Source organism: Pollutimonas sp. M17 (assembly GCF_025836975.1).
GTDB lineage: Bacteria > Pseudomonadota > Gammaproteobacteria > Burkholderiales > Burkholderiaceae_B.
Genome location: NZ_CP107548.1, coordinates 1,373,656 through 1,393,583, shown reverse-complemented (window position 1 = coordinate 1,393,583; position 19,928 = coordinate 1,373,656). Strand labels below are relative to the sequence as shown.

The window sequence follows — 19,928 nt, the reverse complement described above, 5'->3', positions numbered from 1 at the left end:
AAAGAAAATGCCGCTCGAAAGCGGCATGGCGCAAGCATGCGGCGGCAATGCCTTATACAGGCATGCTGGCGATTTCCTGATACGCGGCCACCAGGCGGTTGCGCACCTGGACCGTCGCCTGGAAGGCAATGCTGGCCTTCTGCATGTCTATCATCACGTTGTTCAGCGAGATGTCGGGCGCGCCCATCTGGAAGGCGCGGGCCTGAGCGGCTGAATCGTTCTGCAAGGTCGACACGCGATCCAGGGAGCGTGCCAGCTCCGCCGCGAAGCCGCCATTGCTGGCGGCAAGGCTTTTCGACGGCGAGGCCGTGGACGAGGCGGCCTGCGCCACGGCGCGCATTTGCGCCAGCATGTTTTCGATAGCGGAAAGATTTTGTATGGCCATGGCAATAAATGAATTCTGACGGGCGAAAATCGCCGCTTGCCTAATGTACTCAATATGGGCGGCGGCCAAGCGACTCATCAAGCGTCAATTCACCCTTCTTTTCACCTGATACCCCGCACACGCCCAAAGGCTATAGTCCCATCCGGGCTTCTCGCCCCTCGATCCCATAAGAGCTAAATGACACCCAAAACACGTGTTTTTCGACGCTTGAGGGTTTTGCTTTACGCGCAATAATTCAGGCTCTCTTACCTTTGTCTCGCCGCATGTACACCTTGCCAACCCACTGCTTGACGTTCTTCTTACGCCAGAACCACCACAGCGACAGAGGCCGTCAATGAGCCAGGCGGCGCAGTTGTTGGAACGTTTCCCGGCATTGGAAAAAATCAAGACTTGGCCCAAACCGGCACTGCTTGGCGCCGCGGCGGCGGCTGTGGCCGTCGTGGTCGTGCTGCTGCTTTGGGCGCGCACACCCGACTACAAGGTTCTGTTCTCCAACCTGGAAGACCGGGACGGCGGCGCCATCGTGGCCGCGCTGACCCAGATGAACGTGCCCTACAAGCTGGCCGACACGGGCAATGCCATACTGGTTCCGGCGGACAAGGTTCACGAGGCGCGCCTGCAGTTGGCCCAGCAAGGCCTGCCACGCAGCGGGGAAGCCGGGTTCGAGCTGATGGACCAGACGCGCTTCGGCGCCAGCCAGTTCACCGAGCAGATCAACTACCAGCGCGCCCTGGAGGGCGAACTGGTCAGTTCCATCCAGGCCCTGCATGCCGTGCAAGGCGCCCGCGTGCACCTGGCCATACCGCGCGAGTCGCTGTTCGTGCGTGATCGCCAGCCGCCCACCGCCTCGGTCCTGCTGACGCTGTACCCCGGGCGCAGCCTGAGCGATGCGCAGGTGGCGGCCATCACGTGGCTGGTCTCTTCCAGCGTTCCGCATCTTACGGCCGACAAAGTATCGGTGGTCGACCAGAACGGCCGCCTGCTGACCGCGCCCACGGGCGAGGCCGGCGTCGACGGCAGCCGCCGCAACCTGGTCAACGACATCGAGCAGCGCACGGTCCAGCGCATCCTGACTTTGCTCAATCCGCTGGTGGGTTCGGGCAATGTGCGCGCCCAGGTCAGCGCCGACGTGGATTTCGCCCAGCGCGAGCAAACCTCGGAGGTCTACCGGCCCAACCAGAAGCCCGGCGAAGCGGCCGTCCGTAGCGAGCAGACCAGTTCATCGGTGCAGCACAACGTACTGCCGCCCGAGGGCGTGCCCGGCGCGCTGACCAACCAGCCTCCGCTGAACCCGACGGCGCCCATCGTGACGCCGCCGGCTCCCGGCCAGAACCAGAACGCCGCCAACCCCAACGCGCCCAATGCGGCGAACCCGAATGCCGCCAACCCGGCGGCGGGCAATGTGGCGGCCGGCGCTCCGGGGCAGAACACCACGACCACGCTGGCCGGCGGCAACAACCTTCTTCAGGGCACGGGCAACTCCCGCAACGATGCGACCATCAACTACGAGGTCGACCGCACCATCAGCCACGTAAAGGATCCGCTGGGCACCCTGCGCCGCCTGTCGGTCGCCGTGGTGGTGAACTACCGCAACAACGAAGGCGAACTCGAACCCCTGCCCCAGGCCGAGCTTGATAAACTGAATGAGCTGGTCAAGCAGGCCATGGGCTATTCCGCCGAGCGCGGCGACACGCTGAGCGTGGTGAACAGCCAGTTCAGCGATGCCGGCGAGGCCCAGCCGCCCATCTGGCAAAACCCCGTGTATCTGGATTACGCAATGCAGCTGATTCAATACCTGTTGATCGCGCTGGTCATCTATATATTGTGGCGAGCCGTGGTCAAGCCCTTCATGGCCGACTCCGAAGCCGCCAAGGAAAGGCGCAAGGCCGAAGCCCTGGAAGTGGAAAAGAACCGCGAGCAGATGGCCGCCGCCGAGCGCCTGGCTTCGGAAATGAATCGCTACGAAGAGAACCTGAGCACGGCGCGCAAGATGGCCGACAAGGACCCCCGCGCTGTGGCGATGGTATTGCGTTCCTGGATGGAAAAGAAAGATGGCAATCGTTGATTCCGAACTGGATCGCTGCGCGATCCTGGTCATGTCCCTGGGCGAGGACGCCGCGGCGGAGGTCTTCAAATACCTGTCCGCCCGCGAAGTCCAGCAGATCGGCGGCGCCATGGCCAACCTCAAGCAGATCACCCGCAACGACGTGGACGGGGTGCTCGAGGAATTCCGCCAGGAAGCCGACCAGTTCATGGCCGTTACCCTGGGTTCGGACGAATACATACGCTCCGTGCTGACCAAGGCGCTGGGCACCGACCGCGCCGCGGGCCTGATCGAGGACATCCTGGAAGGCGGCGAAGGCGGCAACGGCATCGACGCGCTGAACTGGCTGGACGCCAACAGCGTGGCCGAACTGATCGCCGACGAGCATCCTCAGATCATCGCCACCATCCTGGTCCACCTGGAACGCGACCGCGCATCGGCCGTGCTGGCCCTGCTCAACGAGCGCCTGCGCAATGACGTCATGCTGCGCATCGCCACCTTCGGCGGCGTGCAGCCGGCTGCGCTGCATGAACTGACCGATGTGCTCAACGGCATGCTTTCCGGCCAGGGCGCCAAGCGCAGCAAGATGGGCGGTGTGCGCACCGCCGCCGAAATACTGAACTTCATGAGTTCGACCGAGGAAGAGGCCGTGGTGGCCAGCCTGCGCGAACTCGATGCCGATCTGGCGCAGCGCATTGTGGACGAGATGTTCGTCTTCGAGAACCTGGCCGACATCGAAGACACCGCCATCCAGCTGATTCTGAAGGAAGTCGACACCGCTTCGCTGACCATCGCCATGAAGGGCGCCCCGGAAGAGCTGCGCGAGAAATTCTTCAAGAACATGTCGAACCGGGCGGCCGAAATGCTGCGCGACGATCTGGAAGCGCAAGGTCCGGTGCGCATGTCCAAGGTCGAGGAAGAACAGAAGAATATTCTGCAGATAGCCCGCAAGCTGGCAGAAGCCGGACAATTCAGCCTGGGCGGCCTGGGGAACGACGAGTATGTCTGAGAGGCCGGCCCCTCTTCGCGTATCCGAAGCATGGAAACGCTGGGAGATGGCATCATTCGATGCCCCCCCCGCCGCCGCGCCCGTCAAGAATGCCCCCGCCCCCGCGCCGGCCATGCCGGATCCGGAACTGCTCAGAAAGGAAATCCAGCGCCTGCATGACGCCGCGCTGGCCAGCGGACAGGCCGAAGGCTATGCCGCCGGACACACTCAGGGCCTGGAGGCCGGCACCGACGAGGGCTACAAGGCCGGCCACCAGCAGGGCTACGAAGCCGGGTTTGCCGCCGGGCACGCGTCCGGACGGGAGCAGGCGCAGCAGGAAACCGCCCAGCTTCATGCCCTGGCCCAGGAATGCGCCGCCTCCATCGCCTCGATCGAGGCCGAGATGGGCCAGGCCTTGATTTCGCTGGCCATCAAGATCGCTGAACAGGTCTTGCGCAGCACGCTGGACGCGCAGCCCGAGAAAATCCTGGATGTCGTGCGCGATGTCACCCAATTGGATATCGGCAGGGAAGCCATGCTGACGCTGCGCGTCAACCCGGCCGATCTGGAACTGGTCCAGGCCTACCTTCAGGCGGATCCGGGTGCAAGCAAGTGGCGCCTGGCGCCGGACGCGTCGATCGCGCGGGGCGGATGCATAGCCGAAACCGCCCTGGGCAGCATCGATGCGACGCTGCAAACGAGGTGGCTGCGGGTGACCTCGGCGCTGGGCCACAAGGCCGCCCCGGCGGGAGACGCGCAATGAGCCAGACCGCCGACCTGCTTCCTACGCCCACGGCGCGCTGGCAAGCCCAGCTGGAAGCGGGGGCAAGGCGTGTTTCGGCCACCGAATCGTGGCACGTCAGCGGCCGGGTCAACCGCGCCACCGGCCTGGTGCTGGAAGCCACCGGCCTGCGCCTGGCCGTGGGCGCGGCATGCAAAATCGAAATAGCGCCGGGCCAGGATCACTGGGCCGATGCGGAAGTCGTCGGCTTTCACGGGCACACCCTGTACCTGATGCCGCAAAGCGATATCTCGGGCCTGCCTCCGGGCGCGCGCGTCGTCCCGCTCGAGCCCTCCATACAAAGCCAGGTGCCGCTGCCCTTGCGCGCCGGCGACGACATCGGCCCTCCTCTCGTGCTGTCCCGGCACTTACCGGTGGGCGACGCCCTGCTGGGCAGGGTGCTGGATGGCGCCGGCCGGCCGTTGGACGACCTGGGTCCGCTTGGCAACGTCAACTCGGCTTCACTGGGCGCACAGGTGATCAATCCCCTGGCTCGCGCGCCCATCGACACCGTGCTGGACGTGGGCGTGCGCGCCATCAACGGCCTGCTTACCGTCGGCCGGGGCCAGCGCATGGGCCTGTTCGCGGGTTCCGGCGTCGGCAAGAGCGTGCTGCTGGGCATGATGGCGCGCTACACCAAGGCCGATGTGATCGTGGTCGGACTCATCGGCGAACGGGGCCGCGAAGTCAAGGAATTCATCGAGTTGAACCTGGGGCCCGAGGGCCTGAAGCGCTCGGTCGTGGTGGCGGCCCCGGCCGACGTGTCGCCGTTGCTGCGCCTGCAGGGCGCCGTCTATGCAACCAAGCTGGCGGAGCACTTCCGCGATCAGGGCAAGCATGTATTGCTGATCATGGATTCGCTGACCCGCTACGCCATGGCCCAGCGCGAGATCGCCCTGGCCATCGGCGAACCGCCGGCCACCAAGGGCTACCCGCCCTCTGTGTTCGCCAAGCTGCCGGCCCTGGTCGAGCGCGCCGGAAACGGCGCCCCGGTGGGCAACCGGCCGGCCGGCTCGATCACCGCGTTCTACACCGTGCTGACCGAAGGGGACGACCAGCAGGATCCCATCGCCGATTCGGCACGGGCCATTCTGGACGGCCACGTCGTGCTATCGCGCAGGCTGGCCGAGTCGGGGCACTACCCCGCCATCGATATCGAGGCATCGATATCGCGCGTGATGGCGGCCGTCGTTCCCAAGGAGCAATTCACGCTGGTGCATCAGTTCAAGAAGATGCTGTCGCGCTACCAGCGCAATCACGACCTGATTGCCGTGGGCGCTTATACGCCCGGAAACGATCCCCAGATCGACGAAGCCATTGAAAAATATCCCTGGCTCGAGGCTTACCTTCAGCAAGGCATTGAAACGCGTATCGACTACCCGTCGGCAGCCGGCGAACTAGCCACGCTGCTGGGCAGGAACCAGTCCGCCCCGGAAGCGCCGTATCAAGGAATGAACCATGGCTAAGCATTCTTCATTGCCCGTCCTGATCGATCTGGCCAAGGAAGGCGCCGACCAGGCCGGCAAACAGCTGCAACTGCTGATGAGCGAACGCAATAATGCGGAAACCCAGCTGTCCACCCTGCTGGTGTATCGCCAGGATTATGCCGAGCGGCTGCAAAAAGCAACCGAAACCGGCCTGTCATCGTCGAACTACCATAATTTTAGGCAGTTTATCGCTACTTTGGACGAGGCCATTTCGCAGCAAAATAAGGTCGTAGCGCATATTGACGGCAAGCTCGAAAGCGGGCGCCAGCGCTGGCACGCTGAAAAGCGGCGCCTGAGCTCCTTCGAGGCCTTGCAGGCGCGGGAGGCCAGGCAGCAACTGGCCCGCGAAAACCGGTCCGAGCAGCTTGCCAGCGACGAAATTTCGGCCACCATGTACCGCCGGGCGCGCCAACCACACTGATCAGGCTGAACCATGAATACACCTACGATTTCCGCTGTCTCGCCCGTTGCCCCCGGCAACGCCGGCCGCGCACAGGGCAGCGGCGGATCCGAGCCTGAAAGCGCCATCCCTTTTTCCGCGGTCCTGACGCGCCAGCAAGGCGCCGAGCCTGCGCGCGCCGCGGCGGCCGCCGAGAAGGGCCAAGGCTCCGCCGCCGAGGGCCGTGCCGCGACAGGCAAGAACGACCACGCCGCCCCCGGCAAGAACACCGGCGCCCCGGCCAAGGAAGACGATGACGCCGCCCTGGCCCAAGCCGCCGGCGAACAGGGCCTGACCCTGCCGCAGATCGCACTGACGATCGCCGGCGAAGCGGCCGCCGTGCAGCAGTCCTCCCTTGCGGCGGCGGGGAAACCAGCGGCCCAGCCCATCGACGCGCGGCTCGCAGCAGCCCAGGATCGCCTGATTCCAGGCCAGGACAAGGCGCCGGCCGGCAAGTCCTCTCTGGCCGCCGCGCTGGCGTCAAGCAAGGCGGGCGCCGATGCATCGGCCGCCGCCCTGCGGCAGGCCGTCCCGGCCGGGCAGTCCATTCCGGATATCGCGGGCAAGACCTCCGCGCCGGCCATCAGCCTTGCGCCCGTCCCGCCCACCGCGGTGGCGGCGCCGCATCAAACGCTGCTGGGCGCCAACAAGGCGGCCAGCCTGGCAGGCGCCCGCCAGGCCGTGCTGGCCATGCAGGCCCGGGCCCAGGCTTCGCCCGACGGCCAGGCCAAGCTCGCCCTGCCCGAAATTTCGACATTCATGGCCGGCCCGGCCGTCGCCATCACACCCGATGCCGGCATGGCCGCGGGCACCGCCGACCCGGCCGCCATGCCTGTCAGCTCCCTGGCCGCGGGCCAGTCCGCCCTGGGAATCGCCACGCCCAACGGCTCAGCGCCACTGGCCAGCAATGGCTTGCCAGCGGCGCATCCGGCCATCGGCGCGCCCCTGCAAAGCCCACAGTGGCCCGCGGAATTCGGGCGCCAGTTCGTGTCCATTGCCCAAGGCGGCCACAACATGCCGCACACGGCCGAGCTTCGCCTTGATCCGCCCGAGCTGGGCCCCCTGCGCATCACGATCAACATCAGCGACAACGTCGCCCACGCGGTGTTCGTCTCGCCTCATGCCGGCGTGCGGCAAGCCGTGGAAAACGCCATGTCGCAATTGCAGCAATCCCTGGCGCAGGCCGGCATATCCCTGGGACAGACCAGCGTCAGCGATCAGGGGCAGCCGCAGCAGGCTTTCAATGAAACGTTCGGCGGCAGCCGGCGCGATGCCTCCGGCGGCGGCCAAGTCGCAGGCCTGGACAGCGGCGGCATTTCGTCGCCCGCCGTGCGCAGCCGCGCTCCCGATGCGCTGGTCGACACCTTCGCCTGATGGCCGTGGCGTATTGCATCAAACCCCGGAGCTACCAAGCTTTCGATCCCTTATTCGGCATGATCGCGTTCACGCGCTTGCGCCACAATGTGATAACTTGAAAAATCGCGGGTGTCCACGCGCACGCGAACTACTACGATGGCAACTTCCTCCACCACCCCACGTCGACCGGTCATGGCCAAAAACGAGCCCAGCGCATTCGCCAAATTAATCAAATCGATATTGGCGATCGTCCTTATCGTCGTCGCCAGCGTCGGAACCACCCTGTTCCTGTATGACAAGATTGGTGGAAACACGGTCGACGCCGAGGCCACGCCGGAGAAGCCCGCGCCCCTGCCCACGCCCATCTTCACGCCGCTGGAACCCTTCACCGTGACCTTGCGCGGCGATACGGGCAACCGCATCCTTTACGTCGCCATCACCATTCGCGTGGCCGACGAGGACTCGCGGCGCATGATCGTGAACTACATGCCCGAGGTGCGCGACCGCATCCTGCGCAAGCTGTCCGAGCAAAAGCCCGACTACGTCCAGACCGCCGAGGGCAGGACCGCCCTGGTGCAGGCCCTGACCAAGGATCTGGAGGCGCCCTACCTGCCCCAACCTCGCGGCCCGCTCATCAACGGCGTCCTGTTCACTGCTTTCGTGATTCAATAAATGTCCTACCAAAGCCTTCTCTCGCAAGACGAAGTCGATGCGCTACTGGCCGGCGTAACCGGCGAAAGCAGCGAGAAATCCGGCGCGGCCCAAGACTTAAGCGGAGTACGGCCCTACGACCTGAGCTCGCCCGATCGCGTGGTGCGCCATCGGATGCAGACGCTGGAGCTCATCAACGAGCGCTTCGCCCGGCGCCTGCGCTCGGTCTTGCTGACCTTCATGCGGCGCAACGCCGACATTACCGTCGGCACCATCCGCATACAGAAATACTCCGATTTCGAACGGAACCTGCCGGTGCCCAGCAACCTGAATATGGTTGCCATGAAGCCTTTGCGCGGCGCGGCGCTGTTCACCTTCGATCCCAACCTGGTGTTCCTGGTCATCGACAGCATGTTCGGCGGCCACGGCCGCTACAACACCCGGGTGGAAGGGCGCGACTTCACCACGACCGAGCAGCGGATCATCCGGCGCCTGCTGAACCTGACGCTTGAAAGCTATGGCGGCGCCTGGGAACAGGTGCATCCGGTGGAGTTCGAATACATCCGTTCCGAGATGCACACCAAGTTCGCCAGCATCACCAGCGGCAACGAGATCGTGGTGGTTTCATCCTTCAACATCGAGCTGGGCGCCTCGGGCGGCAACCTGAACATCTGCCTGCCCTACTCCATGATCGAACCCGTTCGCGACCTGCTGACCCGGCCGCTGCAGGAAGCCAGCGTCGAAGCCATAGACCAGCGCTGGATGAGCCAGCTTTCGCGCCAGGTGCGCAGCGCCGACGTGGAACTGGTGGCTGAATTCTCACAGATACAGACCAGTATCGCCGAACTCATGAAGCTGCAGGTGAACGATGTCCTGCCGATCGAAGTCCATCCCACCATCACCGCGCACGTGGGCGGCGTTCCGGTATTGGAATGCGGCTACGGCACCTTCAACGGCCGATATGCCCTGCGCGTAAAGAAAATTCTGGCGAACTCTGAAACCGACCTCACTTGAGCACACCGAAATGACTGATCCCAACAACGATTCCGCGAAAGAGAACGCAGCGCCTGAAAGCGCGGATCTCGATTGGGCGGCCGCGCTTTCCGAGCAGCAGGCGGCCCAGACCAAGCAGACGACCCAGGCCGACGGCCTGGCGCAAGAGGCCGACGACTGGGCCAGCGCCCTGGCCGAGCAGACCGCCTCGGCGCCCAAGCCCGCGGCGCCGGCTCCGAGCGCGCCCGCGGCGAGCCCGGCCCTGAACGTATTCCAGCCTTTGACCGGCGATGACGTACAGGGCAATAGCGACATCGACATGATCATGGACATACCCGTGCAACTGTCGGTCGAGCTGGGCCGCACGCGCCTGACCATCAAGAACATTCTTCAGCTTGGCCAGGGTTCGGTCGTGGAGCTGGACGGCCTGGCCGGCGAACCGATGGACATCTTCGTGAATGGCTACCTGATCGCCCAGGGCGAAGTCGTCGTGGTCGACGAAAAGTACGGCATACGCGTCACCGACATCATCACGCCCTCCGATCGCCTGAGCCGCCTGAACAGCCGCCGCTAGTGCAAGCATGTCCGAAGCCGCCGTCCTGCGCCTGGTCATAAGCCTGGTTTTCATCGTTGCGCTGATCCTGGCCTGTGCCTGGATGACGCGCCGGGCCGGTTGGCTGCGCGGCGCCGGCGCACAGCACCTGAAGGTGCTTGGCACCCAAAGCCTGGGCGCACGCGCCTACGTCACCCTGGTCGAAGTCGAAGATGCCCGGCTGGTGCTGGGCGTGACCGCCGGCCAGATATCCCTGCTTCATACCCTGCCTCCTTCCGAATCCACCGGCGCCGCATCGCCGGAACGCCCCGAACCACCCACCTTTGCGTCGGCCCTGGGCAAAGTCCTGAGAGGCCGCTAGGTGCCGTTCCCCGCCATTCATTCCGCCATCGCGCTGCCGCGCGGCCGCCGCATGCCGGCCCTGCCCCTGGCCGCCCTGCTGGGCCTGCTGCTGGCGCTGCTCTGGTTTCCGTCCAGTTCGCTGGCGCAAGCCACGCTGCCGGCCATTACGTCGACGACCAATCAGAACGGCAGCCAGACCTGGTCGCTGAGCATCCAGACACTGGTCCTGCTGACCATGATGTCCTTCCTGCCGGCCATGCTGATGATGATGACGGGCTTCACGCGCATCATCATCGTGCTGGGCCTGCTGCGCAACGCCATGGGCACCGGCGCTTCGCCGCCCAATTCGGTGCTGATCGGCCTGTCGCTGTTCCTGACCTTCTTTGCCATGTCGCCGGTGTTCGACCAGATCTACGACACCGCCTACCAGCCGCTCAGCACGGGTGTGATCTCGTTCGAGGAAGCGCTGGACCGCGGCATAAAGCCGCTGCATACCTTCATGCTGCACCAGACCCGCGAAACCGACCTGACCATGTTCGCCAACATGGCCAATGTGCCCGAGATACAAAGTCCCGATCAGGTCCCGCTGCGGGTGCTTGTGCCGGCCTTCGTGACCAGCGAACTGAAGACGGCCTTCCAGATCGGCTTCACGATCTTCATCCCCTTCCTGATCATCGATCTGGTCGTCGCCAGTGTGCTGATGGCCCTGGGCATGATGATGGTGCCCCCGGTCACCATCTCGCTGCCGTTCAAGCTCATGCTGTTCGTGCTGGCGGACGGCTGGCATCTGCTGCTGGGTTCGCTGGCCCGCAGCTTCTATCAGTAAAGGGAGGCGCATGAATTCCGAAACCGTCATGTCCATGACCTACCTTGCCATGAAGGTGGCGCTGACCATGGCGGGCCCCCTGCTGCTGGTGACACTGGTGGTCGGCCTGTTCATCAGCATCTTCCAGGCGGCCACGCAGATCAACGAAATGACCTTGTCGTTCATCCCCAAGCTCCTGGCGGTCGGGGCGGCGCTGGTCCTGCTGGGCCCTTGGCTGATCACCACCATGGTGGACTACATGCAGACGCTGTTTTCGCAGATTCCCGGCCTGGTGTCCTGATGCGCTGTACGCTCGATCGGCCCGGCCGGCGTCGGCGCCCGTCGGCGCCATGCGGAACCGGCACGCCGCCCGTCCTATGATCGCGGTCGACATCGATCAGCTGTATGCCTGGATGAATGCCTTTCTGTGGCCTTTCTTCCGCATCCTGGCGCTGGTGGGCACGGCCCCGCTTCTGAGCGATTCGGCCATACCGCTACGGGTCAAGGTGGGATTCTCCATCCTGCTGACCATGGCGATCGCCCCCGCCCTGGATCCCATGCCGCAATTGCCCACCGCGTCTTTCGCGGGGCTGTGGATAGGCTTGCAGCAAGTGCTTATCGGCATGGCGCTGGGTCTGGTCATGCGCATTGTGTTTGCCGCCGTGCAGACCGCCGGAGAGTTCATCGGCCTTCAGATGGGGCTGTCTTTCGCTTCCTTCTTCGACCCTGCCACGGGCGCCAACACGGCGGTGCTGTCGCGCATCATGAACATCGTGGCCATGCTGCTGTTCCTGGCGCTGAACGGCCATTTGATGATGCTGGGCGGCATCATCCGCAGCTTCGATGTCCTGCCCATACAAGTGGGCTCGCTCGACCCGAACGGTTGGGGCGTGCTGTTCGAATGGAGTTCGGAGCTGATGGTGTCCGGCATGCTGCTGGCCCTGCCGCTGATCATCGTGCTGCTGACCATCAACCTTTCCCTGGGCATCCTGAACCGCACGGCCCAGCAATTGTCGGTATTCGCCGTGGGCTTCCCCATCAGCCTGACGACCGGCCTGGTGCTGCTGGCCGTCGTGCTGCCGCAATCGGCGCCCTTCCTGGCCCGCTTCTTCGAGCGCGGCTACAGCACCATGGCGCGCCTGGCACAGGCACTGGCTGGAAGCTGACGAGGCAAGCTCCTTGCACGCAGCCAGCTGATACTGAGGCCTGGTATTTTGCATATGCTGTACAATGTTTCATGTAACGTTTCCATGAGCTCAAACATGACAGCGTCACATGTCAACGACAGGGTTCGCAAGTACCGCCAATCGCTCCGCATGGCGGGGCTGCGCCCCATACAAATCTGGGTGCCCGATACCCAGCAGCCCAATTTCGGCAAAGAGTGTCACCGTCAATCCATGCTCGCTGCACAAGCCGATGCAATGGACACCGAGACATCGACACTGCTGGACGAGGCCCTTAGCGATATCGAAGGCTGGAAAGAGTAATGCGGGGCGACCTGGTAACAATCTCCGTTCAAGGAGATTTTGGCAAGTCTCGTCCTGCTTTGATTATCCAGACCAACCATTTTGCGACCCACCCTACATTAACCGTCCTTTTAATCACAAGTACCCTTATCGAGGCTCCTTTGTTTCGCATCACGGTATACCCTGACGACGAAAATCGCTTGCAAGCTCCCTCACAAGTCATGGTGGATAAGGTGATGACAATAAGGCGGGATAAAGCCGCTCCAGCATTTGGTCGTATAGCGGAAAATACAATGGTGGAGATCGATCGTGCATTGGCGATTTTCCTTGGAATCGCCAAATGAGGCCAGATAGAAGCAAAATCTGAACGTGCCGGACATCGCACTTTTCATCTCAACAAGCATCAAGACAAAAAAGGCGCCGCAATGTTATTGCGGCGCCTTCTTACCGACTGCCCGAAGCGATCAGGAATAAGAGCTTTCCAGCGCGTTGTAGGCTTTGGGAGCGGAGACTTCCACCGCCTTGGCCTGCATGTCGATGACTTCGTTGGCATTGATCTTGAACACCGCCACGGCTTCGGCCAGACGCGTGGCCTGGTCCTGCAGCGAGCCGGCCGCGGCCGCCGCCTCTTCGACCAGCGCCGCGTTCTGCTGCACCACGCTGTCCATCTGCGTGACCGCCTGGTTCACCTGCTCGATTCCGTCGGACTGCTCATGCGAGGCCGAGGAGATCTCGCCCATGATGGTCGTGACCCCTTGCACCGAGCCGACCACCTCCTGCATGATCTCGCCCGCCTGGCCCGCCTGCTTGGCACCGGCCTGCACCTTCAGCTGCGACTCCTCGATCAGCACCTTGATCTCCTTGGCCGCCTGCGCGCTGCGCTGCGCCAGCGAGCGCACCTCGCCCGCCACCACCGCAAAGCCCTTGCCCTGCTCGCCCGCGCGCGCCGCTTCCACCGCCGCGTTCAGCGCCAGGATGTTCGTCTGGAACGCGATCCCGTCGATCACCCCCACGATCTCGACCATCTTGCCCGAGCTGGTGGAGATCTCGCCCATCGTGTCCACCACCGCCGAGACCGCCTGGCCTCCGCGCGCGGCCACGTCCGAGGCGCTCTTGGCCAGCGTGTCGGCCTGCGTCGCGTTGTCCGTGTTCTGGCGCACCGTGCTGGCCAACTGCTCCATGCTCGCCGCCGTCTCTTGCAAGGACGCCGCCTGCTGCTCGGTGCGGCTGCTCAGATCCGTGTTGCCCATGAAGATCTCGCGCGAACCCAGCGTGATCTCCTCCACGCCCTGGCGCACCGTGCTCACCGTGCGCGTCAGGCTTTCCTGCATCCGCCGCAAGGCCTCGTACAGCACGCCGATCTCGTTGCGCGAACGAACCTCCACGCGCTGCGTCAGGTCGCCCCCGGCAATCCGGTCGAAGTGCGTGCCGGCCTCGATCAGCGGCCTGACCACGACGCGGCCGAAAACGATGCGCATGACGATCATCAGCACGAAACCGATGATGACCGCGACGCCGATGGCGATGAGCGCCTGGCGGAAGCTGGCCACGGCGTCATCGTAGAAGCCGGCCTGGACCCGGTCGACGTGCGTCACGAAGGCCTGGATGGACTCGTCGAAGGCCTCGCTGCGGGCGATGCCGAATTCGTTGTTCACGAAGTAGAAGGTGGTGTAGTCCTCGCTTTCCAGCGCCTGCACCATGGGGTCGATGCCGTCGTCCAGATAGGGACGGTAGGAGCTGACGATGCGGGTCGCCAGGCGGCGGCCGTCGGCCGTGTCGGGCGTGTCCTTGCGGAATTCGTCATAGCCCTTCTGGACTTCTTCAAGCTTGCCGTGCGCCGCCAGCAGCATCGCCTTGCCGGCTTCGCGCAACTTGGGGTCGTCGTTGGCGGCCGCCTCTTGCTGGTAGCGTGCGGCCACCAGCAGCGAGACGCGCGCGCTGAGCATGTCGCTGCCCAGTTCATACACGTGTTGCGCCAGCTTGTTCTGCCTCTGCATGGCATTGACCTGATCCAGGTTGTTCTGCAGGAACCAGGCGCCCAGGCCGCCCACCGCCACGATGAGAATCATGAAGGTGGCCAGAACCAGCATCAGGATGGAGCTGACCTTGGCATCGCCAAAACGGAAGCCGCGCTTGCCGCGTGCCTTGCTTTTCTTTTCAGTGACGGGAGACTGCATCGAATTGGACATAATTGAACCTGAATAGCGTTATGGGTGCATGCGCACAAGCAGAAATTGCTGTTGTTTAGGTCTCTAGTGCAATACCGGGTAAGTATGCGCGGGCTTAGGTATGACGCCGGATAGCGATGCGTCGGAAGGGGCAGCGGGTTGGCTGCTTTCGGCAGAAACAGCCACTGCCGAATATTCTGGATTCACCGCTCCGGTCGCGGCCGGCGCCTGGCGCACCCGCGTGTCGTAGGGAACGGTCTGATTTTGTTCACCGTACTCGTAAGCGCGCGGAATGTTCACGCTCTTGGCGATATGCCGGAAGCGGCCGTCCGGCCCGAAGGCCAGCCAGAGCTCCTGGTTGAAATAGACGGCGTCGGTGGCCAGCGTCAGCTTGTGCGACCATATGGCCAGCGCGGAGCCGTCCTGCTGCCGATACACATTGACCGGTTCGGCATGCAGCAGCGCGCTGGCTTCACCCATGGTGGTCTGGCCTTCCACCAGCAAGGGTATGGCGGACGAATCGAAATTATTGCCCGTCGTGCTGCACGCACTCAGGCCCGCCGCCGCGGCGAAAGCCAACAGCACGGCTGAAAAAAAACGGCGTATCGGGCCAGGCGTAAACATGATCAGAACTCGACCCAATCGTCGTCGCTGGCGGGCTGGCGCGCGGCGGAACCGGATTTCATGACATAGGAAGGCTGGGCGGGCGCCGCCGGCGCGGCCGGCCGGGTGGCGGCAGCCGGCTTGGCGGCCGCTGCGGGCCTGGCGCCGGCGGCTTGCTTGCCATCTGTCGGCACGCGGATGTCCGCTTCCGCGTTGCGCCGGGCGGGCGCCGCGCCGCCATGGCCCACCAGAGCGGCCGCCGGGCCGGGCTGGGGCTTGCCGGCCGCCGACGGCGCGTTGGGCACGGCGGGACGCTGCTTGGGCGCCGCGGCGATCTGCTTGGCGGAGACGTCGATCACTTCCCTGCCCGTGGTCTTGAACGCCGACACCGCGCCGCTGACGCTGGATACCTGTTCGCGCAGGCTGGCGGCCGACGATGCGGCCTCCTCGACCAGCACCGCGTTCTGCTGGGTGACCAGGTCCATTTGCGCTACGGCGCGATTGATCTGATCTATGCCCGAGGACTGTTCGGTGGTGGCGGCGGAGATCTCGCCCATGATGTCGGTGACACGCGCCACCGAGGTGACGATTTCCTGCATGGTGTCGCCCGCCCGTCCCACCTGGGCCGAGCCTTCGGACACCTTCTTGACCGAGTCTTCGATCAGGCCCTTGATTTCCTTGGCCGCCTGGGCGCTGCGTTGCGCCAGGGCGCGCACTTCGGACGCCACCACCGCAAAGCCCTTGCCCTGCTCGCCGGCGCGCGCCGCTTCCACCGCCGCGTTCAGCGCCAGGATGTTGGTCTGGAAGGCAATGCTGTCGATCACGCCGACGATGTCGGAAATCTTGCGGGAGCTGGCCGAAATGCCTTCCATGGTGGAAATGACCTCGCCCACCGCCTGCCCGCCGCGCTGCGCCACCTCAGACGCCGTGACGGCCAGTTGATTGGCCTGGCGGGCGTTATCGGCGTTCTGCTTGACGGTGCTGGCCAGCTCTTCCATGCTGGCGGCGGTCTGCTGCAAGGCGGCGGCCTGCTGCTCGGTGCGCCCGCTCAGGTCGGTGTTGCCGGCAACGATCTGCTGCGAGCCGGAGTGGATCTGCTCCATGCCCAGCCGCACGGTGCCGACCATGCGGCCCAGGCTGTCCTGCATGCGCTTGAGCGACAGGTACAGTGTGCCGATTTCATTCTCGGATTCGACCTCGATGCGCTGGGTCAGGTCACCGGCCGCAATATGCTCGAAATGCATGCCCACTTGCTTGAGAGGGCGCAGAACCGTGCGCGACAGGACGACATAGGCCAGCAAAGCCAGCAAGACAGCCAGTACGGCCAGGGCCACGAAAAAATAATGGCTCCAGGTGAAGTGCTGCTCCAGCGATTGCAGGGCGCCGGCGCCGACACCGCCGCCGGCCAGCAGCGCAAGCGCCGCCGACTGGCTGTTCCAACCCACGCCCACGGCGACCAGAGTCAACACCGACAGGAAAATCACAACGATGGAAAGCGTGGCTTTAAGTTGCAATTGCTTGAGGCTCATCTATTATTCTCACTTCACACCAAAACAACGGGAATCTGCTCCGGGGTGTCTCCGCCCCGGGAATGCGCCCTGCTAGTTCGAACCCATGTTGAACAGGCTGAGCGACTGAATCTTCCGGAAAGCCAGCGAAGCCGCTTCCAGCGCCGAGGAACGCAGCTGCAATTGCGTCGTGGCGGTGTAGTAATCCAGGTCTTCCATTTTCGACAGCTGCGAGCTGTAGCCCAGGCTGCGCTGGGCGCCGTTGGCATCCAGTGCTTCCAGTTCGTTCATGCGGGCGCCCACCGAAGCGCGCACCGTCAGCACATTGTTGTAGTTGACGTCGATGCGCTGTATGGCGGTGGCCAGGGTATTCTGGAAAGCCGCCGTGGCGAACTCGTCGCCCTGCATGGGGTTTTCCAGCGCGGCGATGATGCTGTCCAGCGTGTCGAAAATGTTCAGGTTGGTGTTGGTGCCTGCAGTTGTAGCCTTGACCTCGATTTCATCGCCGACATTGACGGTACCCGATACTTGCAACTGCATGCCGTTGGACAGCTCCAGCGTGTTGGATGTCAGAGGATCGTAAGTACCGTTGCTAATGTTGGGCGTGACGTTGCCGTCGGCATCGGTCATATCCACCTCATAGGTGGTGGCCGAAGTGAAACGGACGGTGAATTCGTTCCTGGGATCCGCCAATGTGGGGTCGGAAACGCGTGGTGTGCCGACAGCCACGCTGGGATTAAGAGCCACACCCGGCGTCGCCGTATATGCCGGCGCGCTGGCTGGCTCGACCGTGAAGGTGTCGCCCACCGCAGGCTGACCGGAAAACTCCACCTGCACCCCGCCCTGCAAGGCGATGGACTTGGTGCTTCCAGCCACATAACCCGTACCCGTATAGCTATAGACCGCATTGCCGGCCGAATCCGACACATCCACCGTGTAGTCGGTATCGGATGTGAAGGTAATGGTATAGGTCTGCCCAATACCGGCGCCCGCCGGATCGGTAATGGACGGTTTGCTGATCAAGCCGGTGCCGGCATTGGGCGTGCTGGGAGTGCCGGCTGTGGACAAATAAACACTGGTTCCAGGCGCGGCGCGATTGAAAACATCCGAACCAACGTCGCTGCCCGCTATGCGCCGCGTCTGGTCGGCCTGGATGTTACGCTGGTTCTGGTCGCCCATGTAGACGACCTTGCCGCCCACTTCCTGGAAGGCCGCGGTATTGCCCCTGGAGCCCGAGAACAGATACTGCCCGCTGCCGTCGGTGGCGTTGGCCAGGCCCAGGAGGCTGGTGCGCGCACTGGCCAGCACATTGCTGAGCGTGGCGCGGTCGGCGTCGGCCATGGTGCCGTTGCCGGCTTCGATCAGGCGCGTCTTGATGTCCTGCAGCAGCGTGGTCACCGAATTCAGTGTGTTTTCCTCGATGCCCAGATTGCTCTTGGCGACATCGCGGTTGTCGGCAAAGCGCTTGTTCAAGGACTGCGACTGGCTGATGTTGATGGCTTGCGCCGCCGCCAGGGGATCGTCGGCGGGCGTCACCATGCGCTGGCCGCTGCCGATCTGCTGATACAGATGCATCAGGTCGGACTGCTGCGCGTTGATGGAATTCAGTCCCGTCTGGAAGAACAAAGTGGAACTAATACGCATGGTGGAAATCCCGAAAAATTAGCTGCTAAACGGTCAAAAACAAGGCCGGTTGAAATTAATTGCGCAATCCCAGCAAGGTATCGAACAAGGTGGAACTGACGTCGATCAGGCGCGACGCCGCCCGGAACTGCTCTTGATAGCGGTCCAGGTTGACGTACTCTTCGTTGAGGTTCACACCCGACACGGCCTGCTGCGCCGCGTAGTTCTGCTGGATCAGCGTGGCTTGCGCCTTGGCTTCGGTGGCGTTCTGCTGGGTCAGCACACCCACCTTGTTAACGATCTGCGAGAATGCCTCGTTCAGGCTCATGGCGCCGTTGCCCAGAAGCTTCTTGGTTTGCAACTCGGCCAGCGCCAGGGCGTTGTCGCCGTTGGCCGTGCCGGTGCCCGGCGCCGAGGCGGCGATCTTGGCGGGGTCGTTGATGGCCAGCGACAGATTCGCTGCCGCCGCACGGGTAGGCTGCACCAGCCAGGAATCACCCACGGCGGGCGCGCCGCTGCCGCTGAAATCAAAGGTGATGCCGTCCACAACGCCCGTGTCGCCCGTCAGCGCAGTCACTGTGCCGTTAGGCACGCTGGTCACGGTATAACCCGTTGCCGTCCGCTCCACGCGGTAGTCCTGCCCGGTCAACTGGTTGGCATCGGTCAATTCGACATTCAGTATCGCGGCGCCCTGGTTACGCGAACCGGGTATGGGTTGCACCTTGCCCAGATTGAAGAAATCGCTGCCGCCCACGCCGTTCAGGTCTTCGCCTTGCTTGTGCAACTCATTGACGGCCGTGGCCAGGCCCACGGCCAGGCGGCCCAGGCTGTTCTGCACGGTATCCAGGGCGTCTCGGCGGTAGGCGATCAGCCCGCCCAGCGTGCCGCCCTTGATGCGGTCCTCATCCAGCTCGACCTTGAGCGTCGTGCCGTTGGGGCCGGGCGCCGAGTAGGCCACCACGGTGCGCGCGGGATCGTCGGCCGAAGGCTGGGCATGCAGCGGGAACACGGTGTCGCCGCCCAGCAGAAGCTGGCCATTGCCCACGGTCAGGTTGAAACTGCCGTCTTGCTCGATGACCTTGACGCCCACCAGTTGGCTGAGCTCGGACACCAGTTGATCGCGCTGGTCCAGCAGGTCGTTGGGTTCGTGCTGCGAAGCGGTGGCGCGCGCCGTGGTGATTTGCGTATTCAGGTCGCGGATGCGCTCGGCGTAGCTGTTGATCTGGGTGACGACCGTCGTCAGCTGGGTATTGATGTTGCTGCGCTGGCTGTCCAGAAAGGCGTTGCTGTCGTTGATCTGGCCCACCAGGCTGCTGGCGCGGCCCAGCAGCTCCTGGCGCGCGGCGCTGTCGGCGGGCGCGGACGCCACGGCCTGGATGCCGTCGAAGAATTTTTGCAGCGCCGGCGTGATGCCCACAGTACGGTCGGCGAACAGGTTGTTGATCTGGGTGATCTCGGCGCCGTAGGTGGCGATGGACGCCCCCGTGGTCTGCGCATTGACCAACTGGCGGAACAGGAAGCCGTCGTAGGCGCGCTGGACAGTGACCGCCTGCACGCCGCGGCCGATATAGCCCGCGCTGGTGGCGGAAGCGCCCGCCGTCTGGACCAGCACCGACTGACGGTTGTAGCCTTCGGTGGCCGCATTGTTGATGTTGTGGCCGGCGGTTTGCAAACGATTTTGCGCTGCCGTTAATCCAGTAAGACCCAGGTTGGCTAAATTCATGAACGATTCCGCT

At 63.9% G+C, this 19,928-nt stretch carries 21 protein-coding genes; 15 read left to right on the top strand and 6 right to left on the bottom strand.

Annotation, left to right across the window (positions count from 1 at the left end; all coding sequences use genetic code 11):
* Positions 1-52 precede the first annotated feature (52 nt).
* A complete protein-coding gene (gene fliE, locus OEG81_RS06640; RefSeq protein WP_264131933.1) occupies positions 53-385 on the bottom strand; it encodes a flagellar hook-basal body complex protein FliE in 333 nt (110 codons plus the stop codon).
* 334 nt (positions 386-719) lie between these two features.
* Between fliE and fliF the strand changes: the two genes are divergently transcribed.
* The 15 genes from fliF (at position 720) to OEG81_RS06565 (ending at position 12,634) form a co-directional block, all read left to right on the top strand.
* Positions 720-2,450 carry a flagellar basal-body MS-ring/collar protein FliF gene (gene fliF / locus OEG81_RS06635; RefSeq protein ID WP_264131932.1) on the top strand — a complete coding sequence of 577 codons (1,731 nt, stop codon included), beginning with the start codon at positions 720-722 and terminating at the stop codon, positions 2,448-2,450.
* Positions 2,437-3,438, top strand: a complete 1,002-nt coding sequence (gene fliG / locus OEG81_RS06630; RefSeq protein WP_264131931.1) for a flagellar motor switch protein FliG — start codon at positions 2,437-2,439, stop codon at positions 3,436-3,438. Before fliF ends, fliG begins: the two co-directional genes overlap by 14 nt.
* A gap of 46 nt (positions 3,439-3,484) precedes the next feature.
* Positions 3,485-4,180: a flagellar assembly protein FliH gene (fliH, locus tag OEG81_RS06625; RefSeq protein WP_264131930.1), complete on the top strand. Its 696-nt coding sequence runs from the start codon at positions 3,485-3,487 to the stop codon at positions 4,178-4,180.
* Complete coding sequence (gene fliI / locus OEG81_RS06620) at positions 4,177-5,664, top strand: flagellar protein export ATPase FliI (protein WP_264131929.1); 1,488 nt, start codon at positions 4,177-4,179, stop codon at positions 5,662-5,664. The genes fliH and fliI overlap by 4 nt, the downstream gene beginning before the upstream one ends.
* On the top strand, positions 5,657-6,106 hold the full coding sequence (gene fliJ / locus OEG81_RS06615; protein WP_264131927.1) for a flagellar export protein FliJ: 450 nt from the start codon (positions 5,657-5,659) through the stop codon (positions 6,104-6,106). The genes fliI and fliJ overlap by 8 nt, the downstream gene beginning before the upstream one ends.
* Before the next feature lie 12 nt (positions 6,107-6,118).
* On the top strand, positions 6,119-7,498 hold the full coding sequence (locus OEG81_RS06610; protein WP_264131926.1) for a flagellar hook-length control protein FliK: 1,380 nt from the start codon (positions 6,119-6,121) through the stop codon (positions 7,496-7,498).
* A 174-nt stretch (positions 7,499-7,672) separates the two neighbouring features.
* Positions 7,673-8,152, top strand: coding sequence for a flagellar basal body-associated FliL family protein (locus OEG81_RS06605; protein WP_264131924.1), 480 nt, complete (start codon positions 7,673-7,675; stop codon positions 8,150-8,152).
* Entirely contained in the window at positions 8,153-9,145 is a 993-nt protein-coding gene (gene fliM, locus OEG81_RS06600) for a flagellar motor switch protein FliM (RefSeq protein WP_264131923.1), read from the top strand.
* A 10-nt stretch (positions 9,146-9,155) separates the two neighbouring features.
* Entirely contained in the window at positions 9,156-9,698 is a 543-nt protein-coding gene (fliN, locus tag OEG81_RS06595) for a flagellar motor switch protein FliN (protein WP_264131922.1), read from the top strand.
* A 7-nt stretch (positions 9,699-9,705) separates the two neighbouring features.
* The gene (gene fliO, locus OEG81_RS06590) at positions 9,706-10,038 is read left to right on the top strand and encodes a flagellar biosynthetic protein FliO (protein WP_264131921.1); all 333 of its coding nucleotides are present in this window, start codon (positions 9,706-9,708) and stop codon (positions 10,036-10,038) included.
* 51 nt (positions 10,039-10,089) lie between these two features.
* Positions 10,090-10,845: a flagellar type III secretion system pore protein FliP gene (gene fliP, locus OEG81_RS06585; RefSeq protein ID WP_264132507.1), complete on the top strand. Its 756-nt coding sequence runs from the start codon at positions 10,090-10,092 to the stop codon at positions 10,843-10,845.
* 10 nt (positions 10,846-10,855) lie between these two features.
* Positions 10,856-11,125 (top strand): flagellar biosynthesis protein FliQ, encoded by a 270-nt coding sequence (gene fliQ / locus OEG81_RS06580; RefSeq protein ID WP_264131919.1) that lies wholly within the window; start codon positions 10,856-10,858, stop codon positions 11,123-11,125.
* A 76-nt stretch (positions 11,126-11,201) separates the two neighbouring features.
* Positions 11,202-11,990, top strand: coding sequence for a flagellar biosynthetic protein FliR (gene fliR, locus OEG81_RS06575; protein WP_264131918.1), 789 nt, complete (start codon positions 11,202-11,204; stop codon positions 11,988-11,990).
* A 96-nt stretch (positions 11,991-12,086) separates the two neighbouring features.
* Positions 12,087-12,311 carry an antitoxin MazE family protein gene (locus OEG81_RS06570; RefSeq protein ID WP_264131917.1) on the top strand — a complete coding sequence of 75 codons (225 nt, stop codon included), beginning with the start codon at positions 12,087-12,089 and terminating at the stop codon, positions 12,309-12,311.
* The gene (locus OEG81_RS06565; protein ID WP_264131915.1) at positions 12,311-12,634 is read left to right on the top strand and encodes a type II toxin-antitoxin system PemK/MazF family toxin; all 324 of its coding nucleotides are present in this window, start codon (positions 12,311-12,313) and stop codon (positions 12,632-12,634) included. Before OEG81_RS06570 ends, OEG81_RS06565 begins: the two co-directional genes overlap by 1 nt.
* 120 nt (positions 12,635-12,754) lie before the next feature.
* Here OEG81_RS06565 and OEG81_RS06560 read toward each other — a convergent pair whose 3' ends face one another.
* The 5 genes from OEG81_RS06560 to flgK all read right to left on the bottom strand — a co-directional run bounded on the left by OEG81_RS06560 (position 12,755) and on the right by flgK (position 19,915).
* The gene (locus tag OEG81_RS06560) at positions 12,755-14,479 is read right to left on the bottom strand and encodes a methyl-accepting chemotaxis protein (protein ID WP_264131913.1); all 1,725 of its coding nucleotides are present in this window, start codon (positions 14,477-14,479) and stop codon (positions 12,755-12,757) included.
* 63 nt (positions 14,480-14,542) lie between these two features.
* Entirely contained in the window at positions 14,543-15,082 is a 540-nt protein-coding gene (locus OEG81_RS06555; RefSeq protein ID WP_264131912.1) for a hypothetical protein, read from the bottom strand.
* 2 nt (positions 15,083-15,084) lie between these two features.
* Positions 15,085-16,590, bottom strand: coding sequence for a methyl-accepting chemotaxis protein (locus OEG81_RS06550; protein WP_317135374.1), 1,506 nt, complete (start codon positions 16,588-16,590; stop codon positions 15,085-15,087).
* Between the two features lie 72 nt (positions 16,591-16,662).
* Positions 16,663-18,213 carry a flagellar hook-associated protein FlgL gene (gene flgL / locus OEG81_RS06545; protein ID WP_264131910.1) on the bottom strand — a complete coding sequence of 517 codons (1,551 nt, stop codon included), beginning with the start codon at positions 18,211-18,213 and terminating at the stop codon, positions 16,663-16,665.
* Positions 18,214-18,268: 55 nt separating this feature from the next.
* The gene (gene flgK / locus OEG81_RS06540; protein ID WP_264131909.1) at positions 18,269-19,915 is read right to left on the bottom strand and encodes a flagellar hook-associated protein FlgK; all 1,647 of its coding nucleotides are present in this window, start codon (positions 19,913-19,915) and stop codon (positions 18,269-18,271) included.
* Positions 19,916-19,928 lie beyond the last annotated feature (13 nt).